We start from the raw sequence: 20,576 nt of genomic DNA on the forward strand, positions 1-20,576 counted from the left end.
CCGATGCGTTGCGAAGTGGGCTCGGACGACAGCGGCCCGGTTCCCGGCGTTCCCGGCATGGGCCCCAATGTCGTTTGTCAGACAGCGGGTTTCCCCAACTCCCCGATGGACCCTCCCCCATCACCCGACTGGACGGGAGACCCGCTGGTGTTGCACCAGGACCAGGCCATTGTCACCGCCTCGGGCCAATTCAATTGGCGGACAGCAAATCTCGGCATGGCCCTGCCAGGTCAGCCCGATACCGTTGTGGTGGAGGGCCAGACGTATCAGCTGCAGGGCTGGACGGTAGTGGCGACCGGCAACGGCATCACCTTCACCAACGACGCGACCGGTCACGGCATGGTCATTGACAGCAGCTACAACGTCAACAGTTTCTGACTGGTGCGAACTCCCACCAAAGCTGTTCGCCACGATCTACAGTGCTCTTCATGAGCAGAACCGCGGCGGTCAGGGGCCGGGGCCGCTGGCTGGCCATCGCGGCATCGTTGGCCGTCTCTGCCGCCATGATCTACGCGCAGGGCACGAAGCATCCGTGCTGTGCTGCGCCCCCGGCGGCGGCCCCGGCGGCAACCCCGACAAGCGCGGCAGCTGCCCCCTCCGGGACGCCGAACGTCGCCAATCCCACGGAGGCCCAAGCGTTGGCGGCCAACGCGCCCATAGGCGCCCAGGACTTCCGGTTCGCGTTACCCCCCGGCAAAGGGTCGGAGGAGAGGTTGCAGGTCAAAACGATCTGGGCGGAGCGTGCCATCAGCTTGCTGTTTCCCCAGATCACCACCATCTACGGGTACCGGCAGGATCCCCTGCCGTGGCATCCCAACGGGTTGGCGATCGACGTGATGATCCCGGACCATGAGTCCCCCGAGGGTATCGAGCTGGGCAACCAAATCGCCGGGTATGCCTTGGCGAATGCGAAGCGCTGGGGCATAAACCATGTGATTTGGCGGCAAAAGATCTACCCAGGCGTCGGTGCGGGAAGCTGGACGGCGGACATGGGCTCAGAAACCGCCAACCACTACGACCACGTCCACATCGCCACCAACGGCGGGGGATACCCAACCGGAAAAGAAACGTACTACATTGGCTCGATGACTCCTATGCCGCCGGATTGATCAATCCATTCGCCGCACTCTTTTGTTGCTGAAAATGTAATGCCTGCACGGTGTTTGGTCTCCACTGTGGTGACCGCGACGTTGACCTGCACTAGTCGGTCACCTAGTTTGGCAGCACCTCGCCGCGTGTCTCAGGCGCCAACGGAATGATGAAGAGCCCGATCACAAAGGCGACCGCCGTCAACGCGACGGGCAGCCCCAACGTCTTCGTGTGCAGCACCGCCGCGCCGAGCGCGAAGTTGACCCCGGCGCCAACAAAACGGCCGAACGACGTGCAAAACGCGAACGCCGTCGCGCGCACGCGAGTTTCGAACTGTTCGGGCAGCCACAGGCTGAACAGCGCAAAGTTGCCGCCGAAGAAACCGAGCACAAATAACCACGCAATGAATGGCCCGAGCCCATTCGGAAGATAGAACGCCCAGCCGAAGCTGCCGGCGATCGAGACCGCCATCCCCGCAAAATAGATCGCAAGCGTCTTCCTGCGGCCCACACGTTCGGCGATCAGCGGCAGCGTCAGACAGCCCAGTATGGTGCCGATCGACAACAGGCCGGTGGCCCACGATGCGGTTCTGGTCGCGTCGCTCTTACCCAGACCCGCTTTCTGGGCCAGTTGAATCACCGCCGACGGTTCGTACACCGCGCCTGCCCATAGCCCCACGATGGCAATCGTCACCAGGCCACAGGCCACCCAGGTGCGCCGCCGGTAGCGTGGCCCGAGAATTTCACGCAACGGTTTCGCGTGGGCCTTGGCATCCGCCTCGGTCTTCCTCCACTTCTCGGTTTCCTGCACGCGCGTCAAGATCAGAATCGCGACGACGACGGGCACCGCGCCCGTCAGGAACATCGCGCGCCAGCCGAAATGCACGCCGATGGTGTAATTCAATGCCGCTGCCAAGAAGAAACCCGCGTAGTAACCGGTCTGCAAATAGCCTGCACCCATCTTCCGCCGGTCCTCCGGCCATGCCTCGGCCACGTACGTCCCCGCCAGCGCCCACTCCCCACCGATTCCGACACCGGCGATAAACCGGAAAGTGGCGAGCTCCCAAACGTTTTGGGCCGCGGCGGAAAGCCCGGTGAAGATTGCGAATGTGAAGATCGTGGCGGCCAGCACCTTGGTCCGCCCGAAGCGGTCGGCGATCGGCCCCCAGATGAACGACAGGCCCCAACCCACCAAGAACAGGGCGAACAGGATGGATCCGGCCAGCCCGAGGTTGCCCGGTGTCGCGGCATAACCCGACCGGGGCAGTAGCTCGGTCAGCGCCGGGGTGAGCACCAGGGCGTAGATGAAGGAGTCCATCCCGTCGAGCGTCCAGCCGGTCCATGCGCCCCAGAAACCCGCTATCTGCGAACGGTTCAGTGGCGTGCGACGCCGCGTTGGTTTCGACCGCACAGTCATCGGCTCATCTTGCGCCTTGGTGGTTGTCGCCCGGCCCGCGAGGTGGTGCGGACAGCGCGGGAGCGCTCGACAACGCCGCGTGCAAGGATGAGCACCGTGCCCGGAGTTGGTCGGATGCGGAAACGGTCGAATCGCGCTGCTGCTTCCGAGCGGATGAAGCTCGAAATGGCGATGAGTGCGCCTGTCCGCGTTGGGTTGCGGACCAAGCTGGCCAGATTCGGGGGTTCGCCAGGCTATCGGCCGCGAGCCGGCTTGCAGACCCGCGCAGGAGCACGCGCCGTGAACGGCGGACGCCTGCGCCGTCGCGCCTCCACCCGCCTACCCTTCGCGTTCGCGCTGTCGGCGCGCAGTGCCGCGGGGCCGGCGATAGTGCGGTCAGGAATGGCACACCATCGGCACATTGTGTCCAGTCGCAATAACCAAGAGCGCCTACCATTTCACTGGTGACGCAGCGTCCTGAGGGTGCCGACAACAACGGGCAACTGTCGGCATGGGCACCGTTGGGCAATCGTGTGTATCGCGACCTATTCATCGCGCAGCTCACGTCCAACATCGGGACGTGGATGCAAAGTGTGGCGGCCCAATGGTTCTTGGTGGAACAGCACAGCAGTGATGTCATCGTGGCGCTGGTCCAGACCGCCAGTCTCGGGCCGACGCTGCTGTTGGGGTTGTTCGCCGGCGTACTTGCCGATCTGTTCGACCGGCGACGGTTGCTGATATTGCTGCAGTCCTATGCAGTGCTGGTGACGCTGGCTCTGGCAGTGCTGACATACATCGGCCGACTTACCCCGGTATCCCTGTTGATCTTTACCGTGGCCATCGGCTGCGCTGGTGCGCTGACGGGGCCAGCGTGGCAGGCGATTCAGCCCGAGATCGTGCCGCGGGAGCAGATACCGGCCGCCTCGATGTTGGGCAGCGTATCGGGCAATGCCGCACGGGCGATCGGACCGGCAATCGGTGGCGTGGTCGTGGCGTTGGCCGGCGTGGCGGCGGTCTTCACGATCAACGCAGTGTCGTTCGCGGCAATAATCGTTGCGCTGCGGTCGTGGAAGCGACCCAAGCAAAAGGCACCACTCGAGCGAGAACACTTCGGCCACGCCATCCTGACCGGCCTGTCATACGTTCGTAACGGCCCGGATTTCCGCAGAATCCTTTTGCGCGCAGCCCTTTTCCTGTTTCCCGCCTCGGCCGTGTTGGCTCTTTTGCCGGTGGCTGCCGCCCACAGATGGCATTTGGGAGCGGATGGCTACGGTGTGGCGCTGGCGGCCATCGGTTTTGGCGCCGTGCTCGCGGTTGTGTTTGCCGGACCGTTACACCGCAGATTGTCGGACAACCTGCTGCTGGCGGGCTCTGCCGCCGTGTACGGCCTTGCGCCGCTGGCGGTTGCCTGGCTGCCGTTTGCTATGGCGACCCCTATTTTGTTGTTGTCGGGGATGGCGTGGCTCGTCACGTTGACAACGCTGAACGCCGCAGCGCAACTGTCCCTTCCGCGCTGGGTTCGGGCGCGCGCGTTGTCGGTGTATCTGTTGGTCGCCACGGGATCTCAGGCGATCGGCGCCTACGTCTGGGGTGCCGTCGCCACGCGGGCGGGTCTTCACACCGCGCTGCTGTGGTCCGCTGTGGTACTGGGTGTTGTTGCCCTCAGCGTCGCCGTACTTCCGTTGCGGCCTTGCACCGGCAAGCTGAGTCTCGACGTGTCCACTGCCTGGCCGACACCGACGGTGGTATTTGAACCATGCCCGGAGGACGGACCCGTCCTGGTCACGGTCCGCTACCGGGTGCCGCCCGAGAGCCTCGCAGAATTCAAGGGGGCAATGGCCGCAGTCAGGCAATCACGACTGCGAACTGGTGGCCACAGTTGGCGGCTGTATCACAGTGTCGGACAACCCGACACGTTCCTCGAGAGGTTCACTGTGGGCTCATGGACCGAATTCGAGCGCCAGCGCACCGAGCGCTGGCTGGAACACGACACCGATGGTGTCGCCAAGGCGATCAGCTATACCGTCGACCGCAACCGCCAACACGAGTACTTCCTTGCGTTGCGCATACCCCGATGAGTTTTGCGGCACCGTCCGTTTTGGGTAGACACGCCGCATGTCCGCGTCATTCATGTCCGACGCCGAGATCGCCAAGATGACCCCGGTCGAGCGGCGCGCGTTGATCGTTCGGTTGGAAAAGCCCTTGGACGAACTTGTGCCGCCCATCGTGCAGGCGCGCCACCGGCGGTTGCGTCTGGGCCTGATGATCGGCGGCGCGACCGCGCTTCTCCCCTGGCTGGTGTTTATGGCAATCACACTGCCGTCCACCTACGTTGCCCATAACTGGCCGGCCACCTGGGTAGGTTTCGACGCGATACTGATCGGCTTCATGGTGGCTACTGTGGTGCTCGGCCTACTGCGTCGCCAGCTGCTACTGCGCACAGCCTTCACGACGGGGGTGCTGCTGATCTGTGACGCGTGGTTCGACGTCATGACCGCCGGACCGGACACCTTGTGGTTATCGGTAGCCACGGCCGCGCTTGCCGAGCTGCCGCTGGCGGCCCTGATGATCAGCGGAGCGGTGCGGATCGTGCGGTTGACGGTGACGCGGCTATGGCTTCTTGAACCCGGGATGTCCCTGTGGCGGTTACCGCTGATGCCGTGAGTCCGCCCGCAGGCTGATCGTCCGGTAACAAGTGGCAGCCGTAGCGTCGGCCCCACCAGCTCGCGACCTGGATCAACGGCGCCGTCCTTCCGGTAGCCGGGGCCCGAACTAACCGCCGCCAATTACCCGCGTGCTGGGCGGCACCTGGCCTCGGCCCGAGCGGGGCGGCAGTTGATCAACGCGCCGGCCCACCCGCCGCCACCGCCGACAGCAACCTTATTTGCTTGACGTCTTACCCGGCCAAGAGCAAAATCTGACCCCATGAGGCAAACGTTCTACGGTTGCTACGTCGCGACCGTGCTCGTCGGCGCGATGGTTCTCGGTGTCGCCGGTTGCAGCAGCAAAATGGTGATCAAGCCTGAGGTAGCCGCGAAATCTGTCGTAAACCTGGAGTCGCAAAAGACCGGCTTCACGCCGACTGACGTGCGCTGTCCCTCGGGCGTCGAGGCCAAAGTGGGCGCAACATTCGACTGCCACTTCACCGGCCCAGATGGGCCCTACACCGCACACATGAGAGTCACGAAGGTCGACGGCCAAGATCTCACGTTCGACATCAAGACCCAGCGCAGCTAGCGAGTAAGTTCGATTACCGCGACGTCGCCTTCTAGTTCCTGCTGAATCCGGGCGAGCAGACCAGCGGCACTGGTATCTAATCCGACGACTTGCCGGACTTGCCGGACTTGCTGGAGCTGTCGGAGTCGTCGGACTTGTCGGAATCCTCGGAGTCATCGGAGTCCTTGGACTTGTCGGAATCCTCGGAGTCATTTGAGTCCTTGGACTTGTCGGAATCCTCGGAGTCATCGGAGTCCTCAGACTTGCCGGAATCCTTCTCGTCGGAGTCCTCAGACTTAGCGGAATCCTTAGACTTATCGGAATCCTCAGAGTCATCGGAGTCCTCAGACTTGCCGGAATCCTCAGAGTCATCGGAATCCTTGGACTTGCCGGAATCCTCAGAGTCATCGGAATCCTTGGACTTGCCGGAGTCCTCGGCCTCGTCGACCTTGTCTGCGTACTTCGTCAAGAGCCCAGCTAGTTCACGGGCCTCGTCCGGTGTTAGCACATCGTCGAAGACCTGTTTGTTGCTCGCGGAGATGCGCTCGAGGTGAACCGCATCGTCCTCAACACCGACGTCCCACCGACCGCCCTCGTGATCCGCCATCCAATGCCGCCTTCCGACTAGTTACCTGATTGCCAACCTGGCGCCCCGCCGCTGTGTGTTTGTTTACCCATTTCTGCTGGACACAACGGTCGTGATTTGTTGAATGTTCGGGACAACCACGCGGGCGCACACCACGGGCTCCGCATATCGCAGATTAACGTGCTACCGATAGTGAATTGCCATGGTGCCGCGGTCGCTGTCACAGCGATACACCGCGCGGTGCTCTGGTTTCAGGAAGCGATTGCCGAGCCGGCTGCGCGTGGGTAGTCGTCGTAAAACCCCGCGCCGGATTTGACACCTAACCTTCCCCGCTGCACGTAGCTGCGCAACAGCCGGCGAGGGCCCTCGGGGTACTCCGGATGCTCAGCGCAGTAGTGCTCTTCGATATCCAACACGACGTCTAGGCCGACCTGGTCCATCATCCGGAACGGGCCGACCGCCGAGCCGGTGTTGATCACAAACATCCGGTCGACCTCCTTCGCCGTGCTGACACCTTCGGCAACCACCTCCAGGGCCTCCCGTTTTACCGCTGCCCATATCCGGTTGAAGATGAAACCCGTACTCTCCCTGCGTGCCTCGAACGGGTAGAACCCGAACCGCGGCAGCGTCGCCAGCACGAAATCAATGACGCGGCGGTCGGTCTCGCCGCATGACATGACGTCCACAGCATTCTGTTTCGGCGGCATGTAGAAGTGCATGTTCAGCACGCGTTCGGGATGCTCGACCTGGTCCAAGAACATGCGGCTGGCGTAGGACGATGAATTGCTGGCAAGGATGGCGTCGGGGGCCGAGAGCTGGTCAAGCTGTCCGAATACCTGTTGCTTCAGCTCAAGCCTCTCGGGAACCGCCTCGATCACCAGCCACGCGTTGCGCACCGCCACGCCGAGGTCGGCTTCCGGGGTCACGTGACTATGCACACGACCATAGATCCGGTGTTCCTGAGCGTTGAGGCCGTCAGTTACATAGTCGACGGCCGCCCCGCGCTGCTCCTCGCTGAGGTCATAGATCCGCACATCGGCGCCATGCGCGGCGAACATCAGCGCGATGCGGCGCCCGAGTGTGCCGGCGCCGATCACGGCCACCGGTCGAGTTAGGAAGTCGGTTGGCACGTTGAAAGTCATGGCGTGCATCCTCCGGGTAGCTGGGCGTAGGCGATGCCCGTCAGGTTGCCTTGCACAGCCCGGATAGGGCGATTACCGGATCCGTCCAGTGCTGCTGCCCACACGTTGCCTCCCAAGTCGGTGACGAACATGCGGTTATGGGCTGGATCGAGCGCAATACCTATGCCTTCCATCAAGTGGGTCAACACGATTTCGGGTTGGCTGAAGCCGATGGTGTCCAGCCGAGCCCGGTTGACGGTGTTGCCGTGTGGCGGGTCACCACGATCGGTCCAGTACAGCGTCCGTGAAGTGCCGTCGATTTCGAGGTCGATCGGTTCGGGCAGGTCCTTGAAGATCACCTCGATGTCGCTGCGGTTGGATGCCGTTTGGCTTGTGGGAAGGTCGATTCCGGCACGCAGGATCCTGCCTAAGCCGGCATCGCTGGGACCCTTCTGCGTCCAATAAAGATGCCCGCCGACGTGGTCGACAGCGACCCCGACGCACCAGTTCGTCTCGTCGCGGCGGTCCTCGTCGCCGTGCCCGGTCTGCACCAGAGTCTCGACGTTGGAACCGTCGAGGTCGCAACGCATCACCCGCATCCCCTCCCGGTCCGACCAGTACAGCTTGCGGCTGACAGCATCGAAATGTAGTTGCTTGGGTGTGTACGTGCCGCCGCTGGCAACGATGGTGGTGCGGTTGGCGCCGTCGAGGTCCACACGTTCTATGGAGCCGTCATTGGCCGGCGGAGTTCCCATGTTGGTCCAGTAGATGTGGCCCGCCTCGACATCGACCGCGACACCATCGGGGACGGGGCATCCGGTGACCAGAAATGTCTTGTCGGAGCCGTCGGGGTTGATGGAGAACAGCCGCCCGCCACCGCTGGCCTCGAGGACGAACAATTTATTGGTCAGAGTCATGATTTAATCCTTTCGATTTGAAATCTGTGGCGAGTCAACATATTTGGCATGCCGCGTAGCGAATTACGTTATGGCTAACGGCTGAAGCGTGCTGCCGATGTTCGGCGCAACTCAGGGACGCGATACCAGTACGTAACCGGCAATACCGAAGGTGATGGGCGTCATTGCCATCAATCCGTACAGCACGCTCAGCATCGTTGTCTCCTTAGCTCACAAAACCGCTCACAAAATCGCTCACGCCAGAGACGCCCCGTGCTCGGCGCGCACCGCCAAAAGCCCGAACAGCATTTCGTCGCGTTCGGCGCCGAGCTCCTCGATCGATCGGCCGTCCGCCTCTTCGAGGACGCCTTTGATGACCTGTTGCTGGAGCTCCGGAGTTAACTCCGGGTGGCCCAGCCCCGGCCATCCCGCGACCATGCGGGGCATCAGGTGGTCCATGAAGTGCTGGATGCCGCCCGAGCCGCCGCCGAGGTGCCACAGCAGGTTTGGTCCCATGACCCCCCAGCGCAAGCCGGGCCCCCACGACACCGCGTCGTCGGCGTCGGCGACGTCAAGAACTCCTTGCCCGATCAGGTAGACCACTTCCCGGTACAGCGCCGACTGCAGGCGGTTGGCGACGTGGCCGGGTAGTTCCTTCTTCAAATGGATGGGCTTCTTGCCGATCGAGGCGTAGAACACCATCGCGTCCTGGATGGTTTCGGGCGCGGTCTTGGTCCCGCCGACCACTTCCACCAGCGGGATCACGTGGGGAGGGTTGAAGGGGTGGCCGATCACGGTCCGCTCCGGACGTCGGCACTCGGCCTGCATCACGCTCATCGTGATGCCCGATGAGCTCGAAGCAATGATCGACTCGGGTGGCGTCGCGTCGTCGATGTCAGCGAACAGCTTGACCTTCAGTTCCGGGCGCTCGGGCGCGTTTTCCTGGACGAAGTCCGCGTCAGCGAGGGCCGAATGCATGTCGGAGGTGAACGTCAGGCGGTCGGGCGAGGCGCCGGGCGCGAGCCCCAGCGTCTTGACCCCCTCCCAGGCGGCCGCCACATAGGATCGCAGTGCCGCCTCGGCTCCCGGTGCGGGATCGGTCGCCGTCACATCGAATCCGTGGGCGAGATAGTGCGTGGCCCAGCTCGCACCGATCGTGCCGGTACCGACAATTGCTATGCGCTGCACAGGCTTTAGTGCATTCATGATGGTTACTCCCTTACTTGGTTGTCAGCGCCCGCGCCAGACGGGTGCACGTTTTTCGGCGAAGGCCAGGGCTCCCTCGTGCGCGTCCTCGGACTTCAGCAGACTGGACGCGTCCTCGGCCTGACGGGCGAACGCCTGGGAATCGTTGAGGCCCTGCGTGTCTCGCAGGACTTGCTTGACCCTCGCCAAGGCAAGCGGGGCGTTGCCCGCAATGCGCTGAGCAAGCTCATGTGCTTTTTGCAGCGCGGCTCCAGGAGCGGTCAGCTCACTGACAAGCCCGTACTGCTTGGCATCTGTGGACGAGAGCGGCTCGCCCGTGAGCAGCACCTTGAGGGCGACGTGGTAGGGGATGCGCCGCGGCAGGCGGATGACACCGCCCTCCCCCGCGATGAGTCCCCGTTTCACCTCGGGCAGCCCGAATTTGGCGTTTTCGGCGGCAACGATCAGGTCGCAGCCCAGCGCCATCTCGAACCCACCACCGAGCGCCCAGCCTTCCACGGCCGCGATCAGCGGCTTGCGCACCACAGCTTGGGTGACTCCGCCGAATCCGCGACCCGGAAGGATCGGGGTCTGCCCGTTGGCGAACGCCTTCAGGTCCATGCCCGCGCTGAATGTCCCGCCGGCGCCGGTGAGGACACCCACCGACAGCGACGGATCGGAATCCAGCAGATCCAGGGCGGACGCTACTGCGACGGCGACCTCGCGGTTGACCGCGTTCTTCTGCGCCGGCCGGTTGATGGTGATCGTTAAGACGCCGTCATGACGCTCGACGAGTACAAGCTCGGTTGCTGCTTCCACTGTGGTCATTGCACTATTCCTGTTCTGCCCCAACGGGAATCGCTCCCGTGGCTTGTAGTTGGCTGATGTCATCCGCGCTAAAGCCCAGTTGCGCGAGGATTTCATCGTTGTGTTCTCCGTGCTCGGGTGCGCGCCGCGCCGGGACCCGTGCCAGCCCCCGAAGGGTGAGCGGGTTATTGACCGTGTAGTCCAGATCAGCGGCACCCTCGATCGGCACGACGATGTCGTTGGCGCGCAGTTGCGGATCCTCGGCCGCCTCCTCAGGCGTCTGGATGACACCGAATGGAATGCGAGCCTCGTCGAGGACCTCCTTCCAGTGCGCCAACGGTTGCGCCCTGAATTCGGCGTCAAGCAGTTCGGCCAACTCCGCGGCATGCTGACCGATGGTCTTCGCATCGCTGAAGCGCGGATCGGACAGTAGGTCCGACCGACCGATGGCGTTGGCCAATACCGGCCATGCCGATCGCTTGGCGGCCAGCATGATCCAGCGCCCATCGCCACATGCGTACGGATTCGTCAGCGCGTTGACGGGCGTGTTGCGGTCATGCAGCTCGTACGGCTTGCCGCCGGCCAACGCCGCCGAGACCAGCGTTCCCGTTGCCCACACCCCGGTGGCCAACAGCGACGTGCCGACGTTGGCACCCCGCCCCGTGCGTTCGCGGTGATACAGCGCGGTGGTGATCGCTGCGTAGATCGCGACGGCCGTGGTGTAATCGCCGCTGCCCCACGGCGGCGCCGTAGGCGGAGCCCCGGCGTCGCGGGTGGCGGCAAGCAGTCCGCTGCGCGACCAGAAGGCGGTCAGGTCGAACCCGGGCAGCTTTGCATCGGGGCCGGTGTCACCGAAACCGGTGATGTCGGCGTAGATAATCCGAGGATTCCATCCCGACACTTCTTCATAGCCCAGGTGCAAGCCCTCGCGGGTGCCGTGTGGGAAATTGGTGATCAGCACGTCGGCCCATTCGACGAGACGCTTGAGGATCTGTGTCCCGCCCTCGGATTTCAGGTTGATCGACATTCCGCGCTTGTTGCGATTGGCCAAGTGCCAGCTGTAATTCCCCAGCGCCGCCGGGCTCGGCGGTACCGAGCTCAGCAATCGCTGCGGGTCACCCATCCCCGGCGCCTCGACCTTGATGACGTCGGCCCCGAAGTCCGACAGCATCGTCGCGGCCGCGGGTGCGGCGATAAAGCTCGCCAGTTCAACAACTTTGAGGCCGGAAAACACGGATTGCGTTGCTTGTGTGGTCATTATTGTCGTCTCCCTTTAAACGAACGCGCTCAGGCCGGTGACGGACTTGCCCACGATCAGAGTCTGCATCTCGCGGGTGCCCTCATAGGAGTACAGAGCCTCCGAGTCGGCAACAAACCGGCCGATGTTGTAGTCGAGCACAATGCCGTTGCCGCCGAACAACTCCCGGGCCCAATGCACCGTCTCGCGCATCCGCACGGTGCAGTAGGCCTTCGCCAACGCGGACTGCTCGTCGCGGTACACGCCCTCGTGCTGCAACTGGGCCAGACGCGCCATCATCCCGGCACACGCCGTGGCGTTGCCGAGCATCTTGACCAGCAGGTCCTGAACCATCTGGAACTTGCCGATCGGGCGACCGAACTGGGTGCGTTCCTTGGCGTACTGCAGCGCGAGCTCGTATGCGGCGAATTGGACGCCCACCGCCTGCCACGCCACACCGCTACGCGTCCGGCGCAGGATTTCGGCGGTGTCCCTAAAGGAGTTCGCGTTCTGCAACCGGTTGGCCTCAGGAACCCGGCACTCGTCGAGCACGATGTCGGCGTTCTGCACGATCCGCAGCGCGAACTTGTTCTCGATCTTCGTCGCGGTGAAACCAGGAGTTCCCTTTTCCACCACGAAGCCCAGCACGCGATTCGTCTCGACGTCGCGGGCCCACACCACCACGACGTCGGCGAACGTGGCGTTGCCGATCCAGCGTTTGGCACCGTTGAGCACCCATTCGTCACCCTCGCGGCGGGCCGTGGTCTCCATGCCGCCTGCCACGTCGGAGCCGCCGTGCGGCTCGGTCAGCGCGAACGCGCCGATTTTCTCGAAACGGCTCATCGCAGGCAGCCAGCGGCGCTTCTGGTCCTCGGACCCACAAGAGAGGATGGAGCCCATCGCCAGCCCCGAGTGCACTCCGAAGAACACCGAGAGCGACGGATCGGCGTGCGCCATCTCCATCGCGGTGATACCGGTCATCAGGTTGCTCGGCGCGGACTCCGGCGAATCGGGATCGGCCCAATCCAGCAGGCCCAGCTTCGCGAACCCCTTGACAAGCTCATGCGGGAACTCGGCCCGCGCCCAGTAGTCGTCGATGATCGGTGCGGCCTCCGTGCGGAAGAATTCGCGGATACGGGCGACCTTCTTGCGCTCCGAATCTGACAGCAGCTCCTCGTAGGCGTAGAAATCGGCCGGCAGCAGCCCCCGTTCCAAATAGGGCTGGGGCGTTGTCGGCAACGTAACCGTGATGGTCATTGCATCCTCTGTTCGTTGGTTCGGCAAAGGCTCTTGTCTTCGCATTGCACTAACCATCGGCGCCGCGCGGATCGGTCGGGGATACCGCCTTTATCCCCGGTACTGGCAGGGACAGGTTTAAGCTCGACTGATGGCTGTCGAGGCCAATGCACTGGGCGACTACCTGCGTGCGCGGCGCCAGCAGGTGCGGCCCGAGGACGTCGGGCTGATTCCCGGTGCGCGCCGACGGGTCGCGGGTTTGCGCCGCGAGGAGCTGGCAATGTTGGCGGGCATCAGCGCCGAGTACTACCTGCGCCTGGAGGTGGGCCGTGACAAGCATCCGTCGGCTCAGGTTGTCGACGCGCTCGCCCGGGTCCTGCGGCTGGACGCCAAAGCCACGGGACATCTGCGCAACCTGGCCAACCCGACCAGACCGGATACCACCGATCTGGAAGTAGCACGGGCATACGCGTTAGCGGAACTAATCGATCAGTTCTTGGTGCCGGCCTTCGTGGCCAACAGGTACCTAGACGTTTTGGCGGCAAATCCGTTAGCCCGCGCCCTGTCGCCCGAATTCACACCGGGACAAAACTTCCTCCACTGGCGCTTTGTAGACCCCGCCGCCCGCGACCTCTACGTTGATTGGGACGAGGCGACCGCTAGCGCGGTGGGTGGTTTGCGGGAATTCGCCGGTCCCTGTAAGAAAGACGCTCGCATGCGCGCGTTGACGGATGAACTGTGCGCGATAAGCGCGCGTTTCCGCGAACTGTGGTCCGCCGGCACGGGCGTGGGTTACTTCTTGGGACTCCGCCACATTCGTCACCCGCTAGTCGGCGACCTTCATCTTCACACCCACCGGCTCAACGCTCCGTACGCCGGTGGGGACCACGTGGTGATGTTCCGCGCCGACCCCGGCAGCGAATCCGCCCGAGCGCTCGAGGAGCTACGATCTCTGACGGCCGCGTCCACCACCGGCGCCGGCGGGGAATAAGTCGTGGCGGCAAAGGCCAGCGCGCTGGGCGAGTACCTGCGCGCGCGGCGACAGCAGGTGCGTCCCGAGGATGTCGGGCTGGTTCCCGGCGCGCGACGACGCGTCCAGGGTTTGCGTCGCGAGGAACTGGCGCTCCTGGCGGGCATCAGCGTCGAGTACTACCTACGACTTGAAGTGGGTCGCGATAAGAACCCGTCAGCTCAGGTCGTCGAGGCGCTTGCGCGGGCGCTACGGCTGGACTACAAGTCCACGAGATATCTGCACCAACTGGCCAACCCGGTCATCAGCCGCTGGGATCGCTCTATTCTGGACGCAGTAGTCGAGGGGCTAGACGACCTGATCGATCAGTTGCCGTTCCCGGCAATCGTGGCCAGTCGATATCAAGATGTCCTAGCCGCAAATCCGATGGCCCAGGCGCTGTCACCGGGATTCGCGCTGGGACAAAACTTCCTGCGCTGGCGCCTCTTAGACCCCGCCGCCCGGGAGCTGTACGTTGATTGGGAAGAGGCCACCGATGCCGCGGTGAGCGGACTGCGCGAGCTTGCCGGCACACTTCCGGATGATCCTCGCATGCACACGTTGATTGCTGAATTATCCTCCGCGAGCCCACTTTTCCGCCAACTGTGGGCGCGAGCCAATGTGGGTTATCGGTTGGGAACCATGCACTTGCGTCATCCCCTGGTCGGCGACCTCTATCTATGCCGGAACCAGCTCAACGTTCCGCATCTGCCGCAGGCCGTTGGACAGCATCTGCTCGTCTATCGCGCCGAACCCGGTAGCGATTCGGCCAGAGCACTAGAGGAACTCCGGTCGCTATCCTCCCCCGCTCGCTAGAGCGGCAGGCCGAGTCCGTGGCGCCCTTGGGTCCTTTTCCGTACAGCGCTCACCGACGAGGGCGCCCGCTGGATTCGAACCGGGATCGGGTGGCCGCGACGTAGTCCTCCACGGTGATGGGCTTGACTCCGCCGATCACCTCGACGAGGTTGTTGACCCCGGCGAAGACGCCGTCGCGGTAGTCCTGTGCCACGTTGCTGATGTGCTGCACAAAATGCGCCGAGGCGCCGGCCGCGGTCAGACCGTCCGCGAAGGTGGGAATGTCGATTGGCTCGTAGCGCACCGGGATGCCCAGGGTGCGTTGAACTTTCGCGGCGATTTCATGCCAGTTGAGTTCTTCGGCGCCGAACAGTGGGTAGACCTGGCGGTCGTGCGGGTCGGGGTTTTGCAGGATGGCGGCGATGACATGGGCTTGATCGGCGGCGTCAATGGGGGCGTGGCGGGCCTCGGCGAAGGGCAGACGATAGACGCCTTCGTCGTTGTCGCGGATCCAGAACATGTTCATAAAGAACGTAAAGAAGGTGGGCCGCAGATGGGTGGTGATCAGCGCGCTGCGGTCCAGCAGCCGTTCGGCGAGCCAATGGTGGCGCGCGGCATTGCTCTTGGCTTCCCGACGCGCCGAGATCTGTGACATATTTACCACCGCACGCACGCCGGCCTCGCTGGCCGCCTGCACGAAGTTCGCGGTGGCCTCCACCAAGCCCGGGGCGACAGGGTAGTTGAAGTAGGCCGCATGCACCCCGGCAGCCGCGGCGCTGACCGAGGGAAAGTCCAGCAGATCGCCCTGCACGACTTCGGCGCCCAGTTCGCGCAACCGGTCCGCGCGCTCATCGACGCTGTGTACCAAGGCGCGGACGCGAAGACCGCGTTCACGCAACAACCTCACGGTGTGCGCGCCGGTGTTGCCGGTGGCGCCGGTAATCAGGAACAACTCGTTCGTGTCAATCATGTTGGTCACCTTTCTCGCCGATGGACCGCCGCTATGAGCTGTCCGCTGCGTTCGCGTCGCTGCGGGCCTCGATCGTCTTGACGCTGTTGACAAATGCCTTTCGCAAGGATCCCTTGGCGACGGTTGCGAGCAAGCCCGAGAGAACAAGGCCTCTGAAGTTCTTGCCCTCGCGTACGATGACGACATCTACGTCGGTCGTTCCATCGGTCCGCCGCGTAAGGGTGTACCTGTAGCCCGACGCGCCGCCGAACACGTTGGAGTCAATTGTCTTGGCCGCGACGCGGTTAGGATCGGACCAGTCATACAGCAGGCGTTCCCAGACGCCACCCGAGCCCTCGGTGACATCGGCATCATGGACGCCGAGGTGATGCACCCTAAGGTATGAGTAGGCGCTTTTGGCAAAGACTTTCTGTCGGCCCGGCCCAAAGTCGGTGAGCCCGGCGACGAACTGCTCAGGGGTCGAGATGGTCGTGTGGTGAAAATGAAACGAGGTCATGAGACATTCCTTTCTACAGTCGTTTTCGTGCGTGGATGCGCTTGCATAGGCCGGACCCGCCAGCCGGACACACGGCATGCCCGACGGCGGAGCCGCTTGACGGGCCGACGATCCTCGGATGTATGAGCAGGCTCACGAGCTGTCCCTTCGCGCTCGATTGCTGATCGATGCGCCGCTAAGGACGCACCGTAGCCGTTAGGAATTCCCGCTTGCCAATTGGCAACCTAACCCCGCTGATCCTGGTAGTGGCAGGACAAGGTTCAGCCGCCACGCGTCGTGCCCATTGTCGTCTGAGCGCATTCGCAGCTCCGAACAGCCCCTGCTACCTGATCGTGGAGTGTCGCAGAGACTTATTTGGCTAATCTGCTCCCTCTGCACCACTTGCGCTGATCCTGTCCCTGCCAGTACCCGGGATCAATGCGGCATCCCCAGCCCTGCCGCAGTGCCCTGATGGTAAATGCATCGCCCCGCCGAGAGTTCGGCACACCACAGATGAGGGAGGACGCCGTGACCACCACCGTGACGTTGCCCGCGCCGCCCGCGCCGTATCTGGAGGCGGGACAGCGGAATCGAGTTGTGGGCGTAGGTTCGGCTTTCGGTCGGTTGGCCGCGACGAAGGCGCTCAAGCATGCGGAGTCGGATATTTCTGACGCCGTTGTGTTTGTAATGCGCATTGCTGCGCGAGGCACAGCGCATGTTCACAACTATGCTTCGCTGTGGCTGCAGGTCATCCCAACGACCGCGGCCGTCTTCACCACCGTCGGCGCGCTCATCGCCCTTTACGTTGCGCTCACCGGTACAGGGAGAGGCACTCCGCACCAAGCACTTTCAGGCGGTACCGGTACGCCGCGTGCGCGACAAACTCCGAAAGGTTGGCACTGATAATGCTATTCACAGCACTGCGTGACATGCAATGGCGCAGATGGCGTTTCGTCATCGCGATCGTCGTCACGGGTCTCGTATTCGCGATGACACTCGTCCTCACCGGGCTCGCCCACGGGTTCCGGGTAGAGGATGAGCGCACAGTCGATTCCCTCGGCGTCAACGAGTTCCTGATCAAATCCGGTGCAACCGGCCCATTCCTGGGCTCCGCGCCCTTCCCAGCGTCAGAGCTGCAGGCAATCGCCGGCGCCCCGGGCGTAGTGGCCGCCGCTCCCCTCTTGTACAAAGGGGCGACGTTCAAAAGCGGCGACGCGACCCGCGACGCCGCCGTGTTCGGTGCACCCGCCGACGGTCCGGGCATGCCAGCCATGTCGTCCGGCCGGGCGCCGTCGCACCCCGACGAGATTGCGGTGTCGAGCACGATCGACCGCGAAATCGGCGACGAGCTCGAGGTAGGTTCGCGCAGAATGACGATCGTCGGCATCGTCAACAATTCCACCTCACTCGCAAAGACGCCGAACCTCTTTGTGACGACCGAGGGTATCCAGCAACTTGCCTACGAAGGGCAGGCGCTAGTCGGATCGATCGGGATCCGCGGCACGCTCACACAGGTCCCCGACGGCTACCGGGTCGTCAATCGCACGGTGGCGGTCGATGACCTCATGCGGCCCACCAAAATTGCGGTCGAGGCGATCAGGATCGTCGCCATTCTGCTGTGGATCGTTGCGGCGCTGATCGTCGGAGCCGTCGTCTACCTGTCGGCGCTCGAGCGCATGCGTGACTTCGCGGTGTTCAAAGCGATTGGCGTCTCGACGCGATCGGTCCTGGCCGGCCTGGTGCTGCAGGCGATCTTCGTCGCCGTCCTTGCCGCGGCGTTCGGCGCGGGACTTTCACACCTGCTGGCGCCCCTGTTCCCGATGAACGTCATCGAGCCCGCTTCGGCCTATCCGCTTCTTGCGGTAATCGCAGTCCTGGTCGGACTGCTGGCCAGCGCCACGGCAGTCCAACGGGCTGCCACCGTCGATCCCGCACACGCATTTGGAGGTCCCTAACCATGTCCGGTCTGCACACTCAAAACCTCGTCGTCGAATACCCCAGCGGCGGCAACACCATCCGCCCAATCGACGGCCTCAACCTCGACCTCGACCCCGGCTCGTTGAACATCCTGCTTGGCCCAAGTGGTTGCGGGAAAACGACATTGCTGTCGTGCCTCGGCGGACTACTGACGCCAACGTCCGGCCGGATCACAGTCGATGACGTGGACGTGACCGCGCTTAATCGCCGCGCGATGTCGCAATACCGGCGCCACCACGTAGGCATTGTGTTCCAGGCGTTCAACCTGGTGCCAAGCCTGACGGCGCTCGAGAACGTACTCGTGCCGCTACGCGCAGCAGGAGTCTCCCGCAGCGCCGCGCGTGCGCGCGCCGAAGAGCTGCTGACCCGTGTTGGCTTACAGCACAGGATGTCCCACCGTCCCGGTGATCTCAGCGGCGGCCAACAACAACGGGTAGCCGTGGCGCGCGCGATCGCCCTGGATCCGCCGCTGATTCTGGCTGACGAACCGACCGCCCACCTCGACTACCTCCAGGTCGAGGAGATGCTACGGCTGATTCGCAGCCTTGCGAGCGGCGATCGCATCGTCGTCGTGGCCACACATGATCCCCGGTTGCTACCGCTCGCCGATCGGGTGATTGAGATGGTGCCAACTACGACCTTGGTCAACCGCGCGCACGAGACGATTCATCTCAAGGCCGGAACGGTTCTGTTCAACCAAGGCGCGCTGGCCGACCTGATCTACATCGTCTCCGACGGAGAGCTCGAGCTGATCCGGCAACTACCGGGCGGTGGCGAGCAAGTGCTGCGAGTTGCCAAGCCCGGTGACCACTTCGGCGAAGTAGGCCCGCTGTTCGGCCTGCCGCGCTCCGCGTCGGTGCGCGCCCGCACCGACGCAGCGGTGGTCGGCTACAGCGTGCCGGCGTTCCGGCAACGTCTCGGCGCCGCGGCTACGAAGGGCCCCGTCGACGGACGCGCGCCGGCCATGGATTAAGTCGCTTGAGCTATTTGGCCCTCGGTCGAATGAGCGCAGCGCGATGGAACGACAGGAACACCGGAAAGGACATCAAAATGATCATTGACAGCGCCAGCTTTGACCTCACGGCAAGCTACAAGCACTTGATGGCGGCGGATTCGGCGCCGATCTCTGCGACGCGACAGTTCGTCGCCTACGGCCTGTCGCATTGGATAGTGCTCCTGGTGTTCGCGATCGGTTCCGCTGCGTTGGTTTGGATCGGCCGCCGCCAAACCGATTCGCAGGCCCGGGTGCTTGGTCGCGTCCTGGGCGCTCTGACCGTGACGATATTCGGCGTCGCTCTGGTCTACAAATTGATCCAGCCAAGCATCGACCACTCCGTGCCACTCCAACTGTGCGATCTAGCCGAACTCACTGCGGCCTACGCTTTGTGGTCACACCGGAAGTGGGCCTTCGCCCTCACCTATTACTGGGGTCTGCCCCTGAGCTCGCAGGCGCTGATCACACCGGATCTCAACGGGCCAGACTTTCCCAGCCATGGCTTTCTTACGTTCTTTGCGCTTCACCTGCTCGTTGTGTGGGCGGCCATCTATTTGACGTGGGGCTACGGGATGCGTCCGGGTTGGCGCAACTACCGCTTCGCGGTGATCACTACCCTGGCGTGGGGGGCGTTCACCTTCGGCTTCAACACAATCGCGGGAACCGACTACGGCTTCCTCAACAGGAAACCCCTCAACGCCTCAGTGCTGGACGTTTTAGGACCGTGGCCGTACTACGTACTTGCAGAGATCGTTATCGTTGGTGCGGTTTGGGCGCTCATGACCTGGCCATGGGAGCTGAAACGACGGACAGCACGAAGTGTCCAAGGCAGGCCTCAGTTGAGCGACCTCAGCGTGTCGAGCGCTCTGGAGGAGTCACTGCCGGGGTCGGCACGATAGGTCGGCATGTGCTGACCGCCCGAATGCGGGATGTTGAACCGGTTTGGTGCAGATACAGGTCCCCCACGACCGGGTGGCGCATGTGGAAGACACCCACCCGAAACTCGACATCCGCGTGCGCCCGCAGTTCTCTGAATCGCACACTGGCGGAGGATAATTCGCCGATCAAGGATCGCATCCAGCCACACCGTGGCCGAGTGGATCTCGGCGCGTCGTGGGTGCGGCGATCACGCTCGTGCCCGCGGACCCACCCTGGTCAAACGATCAAGACACCGCGTGGGCGTATAGAGGTGTTACCAAAGTGGTTCGGCGGTTATCTCTAACCATGCTTTGAATTCCCGTTGCTCACGACGTCTTTGCGCCCGTTTGGTGCGGAGTCTTTCGATTACCTTTGCAAGTCCGCCATTGGCGGCGCTTCGTACCGTTCCGTCGGGATCGGCAGTGCTGCAGTCTGTTTCGGTGGCCGGACGGGGCCGGCTGCCGTTCATCGCACCGCCCGGTACACGTCGGCGCTGTTCTCGAACGCCTGGGATCGGCCCGGTCCGAAATCGGTTAGCCCGGCGATGAATTGATCCGGGGTCGAGGTGCTCACCTCGTGAAAGTGGATCGCGGACATGAGCTATTCCTCTCTTGCCCAAGGTTTCTGCGCTGCCGGTCGATTGCTGAGCTCGCCATCTCCGACGCCTACG

General features: G+C 63.4%; 23 protein-coding genes. 11 read left to right on the forward strand and 12 right to left on the reverse strand.

Translation table 11 applies throughout. The annotated features are described in order from the left end of the window. The first annotated feature begins 3 nt into the window (after nucleotides 1-3). Both JO236_RS20820 and JO236_RS20825 read left to right on the forward strand, forming a co-directional pair. On the forward strand, nucleotides 4-378 hold the full coding sequence (locus JO236_RS20820) for a hypothetical protein (RefSeq protein ID WP_293334963.1): 375 nt from the start codon (nucleotides 4-6) through the stop codon (nucleotides 376-378). Nucleotides 379-428: 50 nt separating this feature from the next. After that, entirely contained in the window at nucleotides 429-1,109 is a 681-nt protein-coding gene (locus JO236_RS20825; RefSeq protein WP_293334966.1) for a glycoside hydrolase, read from the forward strand. Between the two features lie 103 nt (nucleotides 1,110-1,212). On the opposite strand, the gene JO236_RS20830 is transcribed toward JO236_RS20825, so the two are convergent. Continuing rightward, a complete protein-coding gene (locus tag JO236_RS20830) occupies nucleotides 1,213-2,505 on the reverse strand; it encodes an MFS transporter (protein WP_323802185.1) in 1,293 nt (430 codons plus the stop codon). A 443-nt stretch (nucleotides 2,506-2,948) separates the two neighbouring features. Here JO236_RS20830 and JO236_RS20835 point away from each other — a divergent pair, with 443 nt between their 5' ends. The 3 genes from JO236_RS20835 to JO236_RS20845 all read left to right on the forward strand — a co-directional run bounded on the left by JO236_RS20835 (nucleotide 2,949) and on the right by JO236_RS20845 (nucleotide 5,721). Beyond that, nucleotides 2,949-4,562 (forward strand): MFS transporter, encoded by a 1,614-nt coding sequence (locus JO236_RS20835; RefSeq protein ID WP_293334969.1) that lies wholly within the window; start codon nucleotides 2,949-2,951, stop codon nucleotides 4,560-4,562. Nucleotides 4,563-4,599: 37 nt separating this feature from the next. Continuing rightward, entirely contained in the window at nucleotides 4,600-5,148 is a 549-nt protein-coding gene (locus JO236_RS20840; protein WP_293334972.1) for a hypothetical protein, read from the forward strand. 261 nt (nucleotides 5,149-5,409) lie between these two features. Beyond that, the gene (locus JO236_RS20845; RefSeq protein WP_293334975.1) at nucleotides 5,410-5,721 is read left to right on the forward strand and encodes a DUF4333 domain-containing protein; all 312 of its coding nucleotides are present in this window, start codon (nucleotides 5,410-5,412) and stop codon (nucleotides 5,719-5,721) included. A gap of 76 nt (nucleotides 5,722-5,797) precedes the next feature. On the opposite strand, the gene JO236_RS20850 is transcribed toward JO236_RS20845, so the two are convergent. The 7 genes from JO236_RS20850 to JO236_RS20880 all read right to left on the reverse strand — a co-directional run bounded on the left by JO236_RS20850 (nucleotide 5,798) and on the right by JO236_RS20880 (nucleotide 12,789). Then, nucleotides 5,798-6,307: a hypothetical protein gene (locus tag JO236_RS20850; RefSeq protein WP_293334978.1), complete on the reverse strand. Its 510-nt coding sequence runs from the start codon at nucleotides 6,305-6,307 to the stop codon at nucleotides 5,798-5,800. A 230-nt stretch (nucleotides 6,308-6,537) separates the two neighbouring features. Continuing rightward, a complete protein-coding gene (locus JO236_RS20855) occupies nucleotides 6,538-7,428 on the reverse strand; it encodes a 3-hydroxyacyl-CoA dehydrogenase family protein (RefSeq protein WP_293334981.1) in 891 nt (296 codons plus the stop codon). Beyond that, nucleotides 7,425-8,324, reverse strand: coding sequence for a 3-hydroxyacyl-CoA dehydrogenase (locus tag JO236_RS20860; protein WP_293334984.1), 900 nt, complete (start codon nucleotides 8,322-8,324; stop codon nucleotides 7,425-7,427). Before JO236_RS20860 ends, JO236_RS20855 begins: the two co-directional genes overlap by 4 nt. Before the next feature lie 234 nt (nucleotides 8,325-8,558). Continuing rightward, nucleotides 8,559-9,509 carry a 3-hydroxyacyl-CoA dehydrogenase NAD-binding domain-containing protein gene (locus JO236_RS20865; RefSeq protein ID WP_293334987.1) on the reverse strand — a complete coding sequence of 317 codons (951 nt, stop codon included), beginning with the start codon at nucleotides 9,507-9,509 and terminating at the stop codon, nucleotides 8,559-8,561. Nucleotides 9,510-9,533: 24 nt separating this feature from the next. Continuing rightward, nucleotides 9,534-10,316: a crotonase/enoyl-CoA hydratase family protein gene (locus JO236_RS20870; RefSeq protein WP_293334990.1), complete on the reverse strand. Its 783-nt coding sequence runs from the start codon at nucleotides 10,314-10,316 to the stop codon at nucleotides 9,534-9,536. A 4-nt stretch (nucleotides 10,317-10,320) separates the two neighbouring features. Then, entirely contained in the window at nucleotides 10,321-11,553 is a 1,233-nt protein-coding gene (locus JO236_RS20875; protein ID WP_293334993.1) for a CaiB/BaiF CoA transferase family protein, read from the reverse strand. A gap of 15 nt (nucleotides 11,554-11,568) precedes the next feature. Further along, complete coding sequence (locus JO236_RS20880) at nucleotides 11,569-12,789, reverse strand: acyl-CoA dehydrogenase family protein (RefSeq protein ID WP_293334996.1); 1,221 nt, start codon at nucleotides 12,787-12,789, stop codon at nucleotides 11,569-11,571. Nucleotides 12,790-12,919: 130 nt separating this feature from the next. On the opposite strand from JO236_RS20880, the gene JO236_RS20885 reads away from it, so the two are divergent. Continuing rightward, nucleotides 12,920-13,759: a helix-turn-helix domain-containing protein gene (locus tag JO236_RS20885; RefSeq protein WP_293334999.1), complete on the forward strand. Its 840-nt coding sequence runs from the start codon at nucleotides 12,920-12,922 to the stop codon at nucleotides 13,757-13,759. A gap of 3 nt (nucleotides 13,760-13,762) precedes the next feature. Further along, nucleotides 13,763-14,593, forward strand: coding sequence for a helix-turn-helix domain-containing protein (locus JO236_RS20890; RefSeq protein WP_293335002.1), 831 nt, complete (start codon nucleotides 13,763-13,765; stop codon nucleotides 14,591-14,593). A 49-nt stretch (nucleotides 14,594-14,642) separates the two neighbouring features. On the opposite strand, the gene JO236_RS20895 is transcribed toward JO236_RS20890, so the two are convergent. Both JO236_RS20895 and JO236_RS20900 read right to left on the reverse strand, forming a co-directional pair. After that, the gene (locus JO236_RS20895; RefSeq protein WP_293335005.1) at nucleotides 14,643-15,542 is read right to left on the reverse strand and encodes an NmrA family NAD(P)-binding protein; all 900 of its coding nucleotides are present in this window, start codon (nucleotides 15,540-15,542) and stop codon (nucleotides 14,643-14,645) included. Between the two features lie 31 nt (nucleotides 15,543-15,573). Continuing rightward, the gene (locus JO236_RS20900) at nucleotides 15,574-16,038 is read right to left on the reverse strand and encodes a hypothetical protein (protein ID WP_293335008.1); all 465 of its coding nucleotides are present in this window, start codon (nucleotides 16,036-16,038) and stop codon (nucleotides 15,574-15,576) included. A gap of 507 nt (nucleotides 16,039-16,545) precedes the next feature. Between JO236_RS20900 and JO236_RS20905 the strand changes: the two genes are divergently transcribed. From JO236_RS20905 to JO236_RS20920, 4 genes are all read left to right on the forward strand, one after another. Next, entirely contained in the window at nucleotides 16,546-16,920 is a 375-nt protein-coding gene (locus tag JO236_RS20905; RefSeq protein ID WP_293335011.1) for a hypothetical protein, read from the forward strand. 2 nt (nucleotides 16,921-16,922) lie between these two features. Then, a complete protein-coding gene (locus JO236_RS20910) occupies nucleotides 16,923-17,972 on the forward strand; it encodes an ABC transporter permease (protein ID WP_293335014.1) in 1,050 nt (349 codons plus the stop codon). Between the two features lie 2 nt (nucleotides 17,973-17,974). Beyond that, nucleotides 17,975-18,967, forward strand: a complete 993-nt coding sequence (locus JO236_RS20915) for an ATP-binding cassette domain-containing protein (RefSeq protein ID WP_293335017.1) — start codon at nucleotides 17,975-17,977, stop codon at nucleotides 18,965-18,967. Nucleotides 18,968-19,095: 128 nt separating this feature from the next. Then, nucleotides 19,096-19,887 (forward strand): TIGR02206 family membrane protein, encoded by a 792-nt coding sequence (locus tag JO236_RS20920; RefSeq protein ID WP_293335071.1) that lies wholly within the window; start codon nucleotides 19,096-19,098, stop codon nucleotides 19,885-19,887. Here JO236_RS20920 and JO236_RS20925 read toward each other — a convergent pair. Together JO236_RS20925 and JO236_RS20930 are read right to left on the reverse strand one after the other, a co-directional pair. After that, entirely contained in the window at nucleotides 19,838-20,065 is a 228-nt protein-coding gene (locus JO236_RS20925; protein WP_293335020.1) for a hypothetical protein, read from the reverse strand. The genes JO236_RS20920 and JO236_RS20925 overlap by 50 nt on opposite strands. Before the next feature lie 306 nt (nucleotides 20,066-20,371). Then, on the reverse strand, nucleotides 20,372-20,503 hold the full coding sequence (locus JO236_RS20930; RefSeq protein WP_293335023.1) for a hypothetical protein: 132 nt from the start codon (nucleotides 20,501-20,503) through the stop codon (nucleotides 20,372-20,374). Between the last annotated feature and the right edge of the window lie 73 nt (nucleotides 20,504-20,576).

Origin of the sequence: Mycobacterium sp., assembly GCF_019247635.1 — a bacterium.
Classification (GTDB): Bacteria; Actinomycetota; Actinomycetes; order Mycobacteriales; family Mycobacteriaceae; genus Mycobacterium.

Excerpts from the sequence above, each read along its gene's own strand:
- JO236_RS20850 (WP_293334978.1), bottom strand. The coding sequence starts at position 6,307 with ATGGCGGATCACGAGGGCGGTCGGTGGGACGTCGGTGTTGAGGACGAT.
- JO236_RS20865 (WP_293334987.1), bottom strand. The coding sequence starts at position 9,509 with ATGAATGCACTAAAGCCTGTGCAGCGCATAGCAATTGTCGGTACCGGC.
- JO236_RS20885 (WP_293334999.1), top strand. The coding sequence starts at position 12,920 with ATGGCTGTCGAGGCCAATGCACTGGGCGACTACCTGCGTGCGCGGCGC.
- JO236_RS20900 (WP_293335008.1), bottom strand. The coding sequence starts at position 16,038 with ATGACCTCGTTTCATTTTCACCACACGACCATCTCGACCCCTGAGCAG.
- JO236_RS20920 (WP_293335071.1), top strand. The coding sequence starts at position 19,096 with ATGGCGGCGGATTCGGCGCCGATCTCTGCGACGCGACAGTTCGTCGCC.
- JO236_RS20830 (WP_323802185.1), bottom strand. The coding sequence starts at position 2,505 with ATGACTGTGCGGTCGAAACCAACGCGGCGTCGCACGCCACTGAACCGT.
- JO236_RS20825 (WP_293334966.1), top strand. The coding sequence starts at position 429 with ATGAGCAGAACCGCGGCGGTCAGGGGCCGGGGCCGCTGGCTGGCCATC.
- JO236_RS20870 (WP_293334990.1), bottom strand. The coding sequence starts at position 10,316 with ATGACCACAGTGGAAGCAGCAACCGAGCTTGTACTCGTCGAGCGTCAT.
- JO236_RS20860 (WP_293334984.1), bottom strand. The coding sequence starts at position 8,324 with ATGACTCTGACCAATAAATTGTTCGTCCTCGAGGCCAGCGGTGGCGGG.
- JO236_RS20840 (WP_293334972.1), top strand. The coding sequence starts at position 4,600 with ATGTCCGCGTCATTCATGTCCGACGCCGAGATCGCCAAGATGACCCCG.
- JO236_RS20915 (WP_293335017.1), top strand. The coding sequence starts at position 17,975 with ATGTCCGGTCTGCACACTCAAAACCTCGTCGTCGAATACCCCAGCGGC.
- JO236_RS20855 (WP_293334981.1), bottom strand. The coding sequence starts at position 7,428 with ATGACTTTCAACGTGCCAACCGACTTCCTAACTCGACCGGTGGCCGTG.
- JO236_RS20820 (WP_293334963.1), top strand. The coding sequence starts at position 4 with ATGCGTTGCGAAGTGGGCTCGGACGACAGCGGCCCGGTTCCCGGCGTT.
- JO236_RS20910 (WP_293335014.1), top strand. The coding sequence starts at position 16,923 with ATGCTATTCACAGCACTGCGTGACATGCAATGGCGCAGATGGCGTTTC.
- JO236_RS20895 (WP_293335005.1), bottom strand. The coding sequence starts at position 15,542 with ATGATTGACACGAACGAGTTGTTCCTGATTACCGGCGCCACCGGCAAC.
- JO236_RS20845 (WP_293334975.1), top strand. The coding sequence starts at position 5,410 with ATGAGGCAAACGTTCTACGGTTGCTACGTCGCGACCGTGCTCGTCGGC.
- JO236_RS20925 (WP_293335020.1), bottom strand. The coding sequence starts at position 20,065 with ATGCGATCCTTGATCGGCGAATTATCCTCCGCCAGTGTGCGATTCAGA.
- JO236_RS20875 (WP_293334993.1), bottom strand. The coding sequence starts at position 11,553 with ATGACCACACAAGCAACGCAATCCGTGTTTTCCGGCCTCAAAGTTGTT.
- JO236_RS20880 (WP_293334996.1), bottom strand. The coding sequence starts at position 12,789 with ATGACCATCACGGTTACGTTGCCGACAACGCCCCAGCCCTATTTGGAA.
- JO236_RS20930 (WP_293335023.1), bottom strand. The coding sequence starts at position 20,503 with ATGTCCGCGATCCACTTTCACGAGGTGAGCACCTCGACCCCGGATCAA.